The sequence below is a fragment of the Rhizobacter sp. OV335 genome (genome assembly GCF_900142965.1).
Taxonomy (GTDB): domain Bacteria; phylum Pseudomonadota; class Gammaproteobacteria; order Burkholderiales; family Burkholderiaceae_C; genus Rhizobacter.
This window is the reverse complement of the sequence record NZ_FRCQ01000043.1, coordinates 35,252-42,104: the sequence shown is the minus strand read 5'-3', so window position 1 is coordinate 42,104 and position 6,853 is coordinate 35,252. Positions and strand designations below refer to the sequence as shown.

The 6,853-nt window shown below is 70.1% G+C and carries 6 protein-coding genes; 4 read left to right on the top strand and 2 right to left on the bottom strand.

Annotated elements, in window-relative coordinates:
• The 4 genes from BUE42_RS29335 to BUE42_RS29320 form a co-directional block, all read left to right on the top strand.
• On the top strand, nt 1-216 hold a 216-nt coding region (locus BUE42_RS29335), incomplete at its 5' end, for an IS30 family transposase (RefSeq protein WP_143171834.1).
• Between the two features lie 176 nt (nt 217-392).
• Nucleotides 393-1,556: a benzoate/H(+) symporter BenE family transporter gene (locus BUE42_RS29330; RefSeq protein WP_369823022.1), complete on the top strand. Its 1,164-nt coding sequence runs from the start codon at nt 393-395 to the stop codon at nt 1,554-1,556.
• Nucleotides 1,557-1,576: 20 nt separating this feature from the next.
• Entirely contained in the window at nt 1,577-2,521 is a 945-nt protein-coding gene (gene gshB, locus BUE42_RS29325) for a glutathione synthase (RefSeq protein WP_073468826.1), read from the top strand.
• Nucleotides 2,522-2,579: 58 nt separating this feature from the next.
• On the top strand, nt 2,580-4,466 hold the full coding sequence (locus BUE42_RS29320) for an ATP-binding cassette domain-containing protein (RefSeq protein WP_073468825.1): 1,887 nt from the start codon (nt 2,580-2,582) through the stop codon (nt 4,464-4,466).
• Between the two features lie 27 nt (nt 4,467-4,493).
• Here the strand turns inward: BUE42_RS29320 and BUE42_RS29315 are convergent, their stop codons facing one another.
• Both BUE42_RS29315 and BUE42_RS29310 read right to left on the bottom strand, forming a co-directional pair.
• Nucleotides 4,494-5,252 carry a hypothetical protein gene (locus tag BUE42_RS29315; RefSeq protein ID WP_073468824.1) on the bottom strand — a complete coding sequence of 253 codons (759 nt, stop codon included), beginning with the start codon at nt 5,250-5,252 and terminating at the stop codon, nt 4,494-4,496.
• Nucleotides 5,253-5,284: 32 nt separating this feature from the next.
• On the bottom strand, nt 5,285-6,793 hold the full coding sequence (locus BUE42_RS29310) for an aminotransferase-like domain-containing protein (protein WP_073468823.1): 1,509 nt from the start codon (nt 6,791-6,793) through the stop codon (nt 5,285-5,287).
• Nucleotides 6,794-6,853 lie beyond the last annotated feature (60 nt).

Sequence of the window (6,853 nt, the reverse complement as noted above, 5' to 3'; positions counted from 1 at the left end):
GGCATCAACGAGAACACCAACGGGCTGATCCGTGAGTTCCTGCCCAAGGGCTCCGATCTGAGCGTGTTCTCTCAACGAGAGCTCGACCACACCGCTTGGGACCTCAACACTCGACCTCGTAAATCCCTCGGTTGGCGCACTCCCTCCGAGGTCTTCTTCGAGTCAGCCTTCGACGCCAGCCGCGCAATTCAACCCACTGTTGCACTTGGGCTTTGAAACCGCCAACCAAAGCAAAGGGCTTGAACACAACACCATGCGGTTCGTTCTGGCCCGCTTCGGACAACACGGCCACGCCGCTGCACACCCTTCCTTGATTGGGATTGTTGCCCTCCCGCCTCCACGCGCCTCACTCCCTTGGTAGGCTTGGGCGGATGCAGATCCGCCCTTCCGATATGTCGCTCTCCGCCTTCGTCGCCGGCTTCGTCGCCGTGCTCGTCGGCTTCACCAGTTCCGTTGCCATCGTGTTCTCCGCCGCTCAGGCCCTGGGCGCCGGGCCGGCCGAGATCAGCTCATGGATGTGGGCGCTCGGGCTCGGCATGGGGCTGTGCTCGGTGCTGCCTTCGCTGTGGCTGCGCCAACCCGTGATGATCGCTTGGTCGACGCCCGGCGCCGCGGTGCTCGCGACTGCGGCCGCTGCCGGCGGCTTTCACCTGCCGGAGGCCGTCGGGGCCTTTCTGGTCAGTGCCGCGCTGGTCACGCTCTTCGGCGTCACCGGCTGGTTCGAGCGGCTGATGGGGCGCATTCCGATGCCGATCGCCAGCGCCTTGCTCGCCGGCGTGCTGGCCCGCTTCGGGCTCGATGCCTTCATCGCGCTGAAGTCCTCCTTCGCGCTGGTGCTGCTGATGCTCGCCGCCTACCTGGTCGGCCGTCGCCTCTGGCCGCGCTATGCGGTGCCGGGCGTGCTGCTGGCCGGCACCGCGTTCGCTGCACTGCAAGGCCAGTTGCACCTCGGCGCCGTTCCGCTCGGGCTCACGATGCCCGTCTTCACGGCCCCGGTGTTCACGCTGCCGGCCATCGTGAGCCTTGCGCTGCCGCTCTTCGTCGTCACGATGGCTTCGCAGAACCTGCCCGGCGTGGCAGCGATCCGGGCCGCCGGCTACGACATGCCGATCTCGAAGCTGATCACCCTCACCGGCCTCGCGACGCTGCTGCTCGCGCCCTTCGGGGCCTTCGCGCTGAACCTGTCGGCCATCACTGCCGCCATCTGCATGGGCCGCGAGGCGCATGAAGACAAGAACCGCCGCTACATGGCCGCCGTTGCCTGCGGATTGATCTACTGCGTGATCGGCCTGTTCGGCGCGGCTGTCACCGGCGTGCTGACGGCCTTTCCACGCGAACTGGTGGTCGCCATCGGCGGCTTTGCGCTGCTGGGCAGCATCGGCACCGGCCTGGCCGCGGCCCTGAAAGAGGACGCGCACCGCGAGGCCGCGCTGATCACCTTCCTCGTGACGCTGAGCGGCCTCAGCCTGTGGGGCATCGGCTCGGCCTTCTGGGGCGTGGCCGCCGGCGCGCTCGCGCTTTTTGTGCAACAGTGGCGGCCCCGCATCGCCGCCTGACCGACAGAGAGAGCCCCGCCATGACGCTGCTGTTCGTTGCCGACCCGCTGGAAAACTTCAAGACCTACAAGGATTCGACCTTCGCGATGATGCGCGAAGCCGCCCGCCGCGGCCACGCACTCGCCGCCTGCGAACCGCGCGACCTGGTCTGGGAACGCGGCGGCCGCGTGCAGGCGAAGGTCCGGCCGTTCACGGTCACCACCGACCCGCACGCCTGGTTCGACGAGCAACCCGCGCAGACACTGGCGCTCGCCGATGTCACCGCGGTGCTGATGCGCAAGGACCCGCCCTTCGACAGCGAGTACTTCTACGCCACCCACCTGCTGCAGCAGGCCGAGCGCGAAGGCGCCCGCGTCTTCAACAAGCCGGCCGCGCTGCGCGACCACCCCGAGAAGCTCGCGATCCTCGAGTTCCCCGACTTCATCGGCCCGACCCTCGTCACGCGCGACGAGGCCGAGATCAAGCGCTTCCACGCGGTCCACCACGACGTCATCCTGAAGCCGCTCGACGGCATGGGCGGCATGGGCATCTTCCGCGTCGGCCCCGACGGGCTGAACCTGGGCAGCATCACCGAGACGCTGAACAAGGGCGGCACCCAGACCGTGATGGTGCAGCGCTACCTGCCCGAGATCGTCCACGGCGACAAGCGCGTGCTGGTGATCGGCGGCGTGCCGGTGCCGTTCTCGCTGGCCCGCATCCCGCAAGGCAGCGAAATCCGCGGCAACCTGGCGGCCGGCGGCAAGGGCGTCGCGCAGCCGCTGTCGAACCGCGACCGCGAGATCGCCGAGGCGCTCGGCCCGGTGCTGGCCGCGCGCGGGCTGCTGCTCGTGGGGCTGGACATCATCGGCGACAGCCTGACCGAGATCAACGTGACCAGCCCGACCTGCTTCCAGGAGATCGCGCAGCAGGCCGGTTTCGACGTGGCCGAGATGTTCATCGACGCGCTGGAAAGCAAACTGCCCTGAAACCGCCGGCACGGGATAATCCGGCTCCTTCTGCTGAGCTGCTCCCGCTGATCTCCCCATGGCCGTCCTTTCGCTTTCCAACGCCCACCTGGCCTTCGGCCACGTGGCCCTGCTCGACAACGCGGCCTTTTCGCTCGAAACCGGTGAACGCCTCGGGCTGATCGGCCGCAACGGCGCCGGCAAGTCCTCGATGCTGAAGATCATCGCCGGGCTCGAAAAGCTCGACGACGGCCTGCTGCAGATGACGCAAGGCGTGCGCATCTGCTACGTGCCGCAAGAGCCGGTGTTCGAACCCGGCCACACGGTGTTCGAGGCCGTCAGCGAAGGCGTGGCCGAAGCCCGCGCCGTGCGCCAGGCCTATGAAGAGCATGCCGACGGCGTCGACCTCGACGCCCTGCAGACGCGCATCGAGGCGCTCGACGCCTGGAACTGGGAGCAGCGCGTGGACACCACGCTCGCGCAGCTTCACCTCGACGGCACGCGCGAGATCGGCCAACTCTCGGGCGGCATGAAGAAGCGCGTCGCGCTCGCGCAGGCGCTGGTCGCGGTGCCCGACGTGCTGCTGCTCGACGAGCCGACCAACCACCTCGACCTCGACTCGATCACCTGGCTCGAAGAGCTGCTGCGCGGCTTCAAGGGCAGCGTGATGCTGATCACCCACGACCGCGCGTTCCTCGACGGCGTGGCGACCCGCATCGTCGAGCTCGACCGCGGCATCATCCGCAGCTACCCCGGCAACTTCACGGCCTACGAGCGCATGAAGGAAGAGCAGCTCGCGTCCGACGCGCTCGCCAACGCGCGCGCCGACAAGCTGCTGGCCCAGGAAGAGGTGTGGATCCGCAAGGGCGTCGAAGCCCGCCGCACGCGCAGCGTGGCGCGCATCCAGCGGCTCGAAGTGCTGCGCGACCAGCGCCAGAAGCGGCGCGATTCGCTCGGCCAGGTGCGACTGGAAGTGGACTCCGGCGCGCCCAGCGGCAAGATCGTCGCCGAGCTGCGCGACGTGAACCTGCGCTTCGGCGAGAAGGTGATCGTGAAGGACTTCACCGCGACCATCCTGCGCGGCGACAAGGTCGGCCTGATCGGGCCGAACGGCGCCGGCAAGACGACGCTGCTGAAGCTGATCCTCGGCGAGCTGAAGGCCGACTCCGGCCACGTGCGCCAGGGCAGCAAGCTCGAAGTCGCCTACTTCGACCAGATGCGCAGCACGCTGAAGCTCGATGCGACGCTGGCCGACACCATCAGCCCGGGCAGCGAATGGGTGGAGTTCAACGGCCAGCGCAAGCACGTGATGAGCTACCTGAACGACTTCCTGTTCTCGCCCGAGCGCGCCAACTCGCCGGTGCGCACGCTGAGCGGCGGTGAGCGCAACCGCGTGCTGCTGGCGCGCCTGTTCGCGTTGCCGGCCAACGTGCTGGTGCTCGACGAACCCACCAACGACCTCGACATCGACACGCTCGAGCTGCTCGAGGAGCTGCTGCAGAGCTACCCGGGCACCGTGTTCCTGGTGAGCCATGACCGGCGCTTCCTCGACAACGTGGTCACCAGCACGATCGCGTGGGAAGGCGACGAGAGCCCGGGTTTCTGGCGCGAGTACGAAGGCGGCTACGAAGACTGGAAGCTGCAGCGCGACCGGGCGCGTGCGATGCGCGACAAGGCCGCGAAGGCGGCGCCGACGCCGCCGGCCGCCGCGCCTGTCGCCGTGGCGGCCGCACCGGTCGCGAAGAAGGCCAAGCTCAGCTACAAGGAACAGCGCGAACTCGACGGCCTGCCGGCGCGCATCGAGGCGCTGGAGACCGAGCAGAAGGCGCTGTCGGCGCTGCTCGCCGGCACCGAGATCTACGCCGGTGACGCGACCAAGCTCGCGACCGCACAGGCGCGCTTCGCGGCGCTCGAGGATGAACTGCTGGCGGCGCTCACCCGCTGGGAAGAACTCGGCGCGCGCTGAGCGCTGTGCCGCAGTCGGCCTGTACGGTCACCTGCCGAGCGCGCCGAACCACGATTCGCCGATCGCGTTGCGGTGCGAGCGGCTGATGATCAGCCCCGATTGCAGGTACAGCGCGTTCAGCAGCCGCGCGGCGCGTGAGGTGTCGAAGCCCGGCCAGTCGGCCATCTCACGCAGCGACGAGCGGTCGCCCTGCAACCGCTGCACCGCCGCGCGCAGCAGGCCGCCGGCACGCAGCCCGCCCATCGCGAAGCCCGGCGCCACCCGGTAGGCCACCGGCCCGGCGATCTCCGGCAGCAGCGTGCTGCGCGAGCCGCGCAGCGCGAGCTCCCACAGCACCGGCCCGAGCGAGTGGTAGTGCTGCTCGTCGGCCACCAGCGACAGCTCCGCGTCGCCCGGCGGCCGCAGCACCGCCGGCTCGACATGCATCACGCGCAACTCGGTGGGCCGCTCGCGCAGCAAGGCATTCAGGTCGATCGGGCAGTGCACCAGGCGCTCGCGTGCGAAGACGGTCAGCGGCACCACCGCCTCGCCCATCTGCAGGTGGATCACGACCTGCTGCGAATGCCGCACGCAGGCGGCCAGCACGTCCAGCACCTCGGAGGCATGGCCGGCCCGCTCGAAGCGGCTCAGGTCGGCCAGCAGCGACGGGCTGAGCGTCGCGCCCCGCAGGCTGCTGTCGGCGATCTCGCCGAGCGCACGCGGCCCGCCCGGCTCATGCAGGTAGCGCTCGAAGGCACTGACGCGCATCAGCTCCGGCTCGCCGAAGGGAATGGTGGGCTCGAACATGGACTCGGGATGGGGGAAGGTGAGACTGTAGGTCACCGGGCGGGTGCTGAAAAGCCCGGGTTCCGGGGAGTGGCCATGCCCGGGGTGTCGCGGGCGCGCTGCAGCGCCTGCCAGAACTGCGCATCCTGCGTGGTCGCGAAGTTGATGCGCATCAGCGTGCTGGGCCGGGGCGTCGCGTGGAAGATCGAGCCCGGCGCGAGCAGCCAGCCGCCGTCCAGCATCACCTGCGACAGCCGCTCGGTGTCGACGCCGGTGTCGACCCAGCCGAACAGGCCGCGCGGCGTGGCCGCGAAACGGCAGCCCGCCGCCTCGGCGAGCTGCACCGAGCGGGCCCGGGCCGCATCCAGCCGGGCCATCACGCGCTCGGCATGGCGGCGCAGCAGGCCCTGTTCCAGGCAGTGGGCGATCGCCTGCTCGGTCAGGCTGGTGGTGGTCAGGCTGCCGAGCAGCTTGGTGTCGACGAAGCGGTCGATCAGCTCGGGCGGCGCTGCCAGATAGCCGACCCGCCAGTTCGGCACCAGGATCTTCGAGAAGCCGGAGATGTAGATCGTGCGCTCCAGCGCGTCGAGCGCCGCCAGCCGCGGCAGGTGCGGCGGGGCCAGGTGGGCGTAGGTGTCGTCCTCGACGATGTGCAGCCCGTGCGCCTGCGCGAGCTTCAGCAGCCGGTGCGCATGGCCGAGCGCCAGCGTCGCGCCGGTCGGGTTGTGCAGCACCGAGACGGTGATGTACAGCCGCGGCCGCTCGTGCGGCTTCTGGGCCTCGATCAGGCGCTCCATCACCGCGAGGTCGGGGCCGTCCTCGCCGCGCGGCACCGGCAGCACGCGCAGGCCGAGCGCCGCCAGCCGCGCGAACTCGACCGACCAGCCGGGTTCGTCGACCAGCACGGTGTCGCCGGCATGGGTCAGGCTGCGGGTGACGATGTCCAGCGCATGGGTGGCGCCGAAGGTGGTGACGATCTGCTCCGGCACGGCCTTCACGCCGAAGTCGACCAGCCGCTGCGACAGCGCGCGGCGCAGCCGCAGGTCGCCGGCCGGCTCGCCGTACTGCAGCGTCAGCGCGGCGAGCTGCGAGCCGCTGCTGACGCGGCGCAGCGCGCTGCTGAGCATCGGCAGGTCCAGCCATTCGGAGGGCAGCGTGCCCAGCCCCGGCATCGGCCGCGCGCCCGGTGGCTGGAACATGCTGCGCACCAGCGCGATGGCGCTAAGCGGCGCGCGCGGGCGGGCGACCGGGTCTGCTGCGACCGCGGGCGCGGCGGCCGATGACGCCGCCTGGCCGGCGTCCCGCGGGTGCGACTCGCGCACGAAGAAGCCGCGCTGCTTGCGGGCCTCGACCAGCCCCTGCGCCAGCAGCTGGTCATAGGCCGCGACCACCGTGTAGGCGCTGACCCCGTGCCGGCGCGCGCAGTCGCGCACCGACGGCAGGCGCGAGCCGGGGGCGAGCAGCCGCTGCCGGATGCGCTCGGCGAAGCGGCCGGACAGCTGCTCGGTCAGCGTGGCGTCGGCATGGCGGGACAGCGGATCGAGGGGGGCGAGGTGGTTCATGTGCTGGCGAAGTGACCAATACAGTGCGCGGCCGGGGACCGGTGAGTGTACCGGCACTGT

Coding starts and splice junctions, on each gene's coding strand:
- BUE42_RS29315 (WP_073468824.1), bottom strand. CDS start 5,252: ATGTTCGAGCCCACCATTCCCTTCGGCGAGCCGGAGCTGATGCGCGTC.
- BUE42_RS29310 (WP_073468823.1), bottom strand. CDS start 6,793: ATGAACCACCTCGCCCCCCTCGATCCGCTGTCCCGCCATGCCGACGCC.
- BUE42_RS29320 (WP_073468825.1), top strand. CDS start 2,580: ATGGCCGTCCTTTCGCTTTCCAACGCCCACCTGGCCTTCGGCCACGTG.
- gshB (WP_073468826.1), top strand. CDS start 1,577: ATGACGCTGCTGTTCGTTGCCGACCCGCTGGAAAACTTCAAGACCTAC.
- BUE42_RS29330 (WP_369823022.1), top strand. CDS start 393: ATGTCGCTCTCCGCCTTCGTCGCCGGCTTCGTCGCCGTGCTCGTCGGC.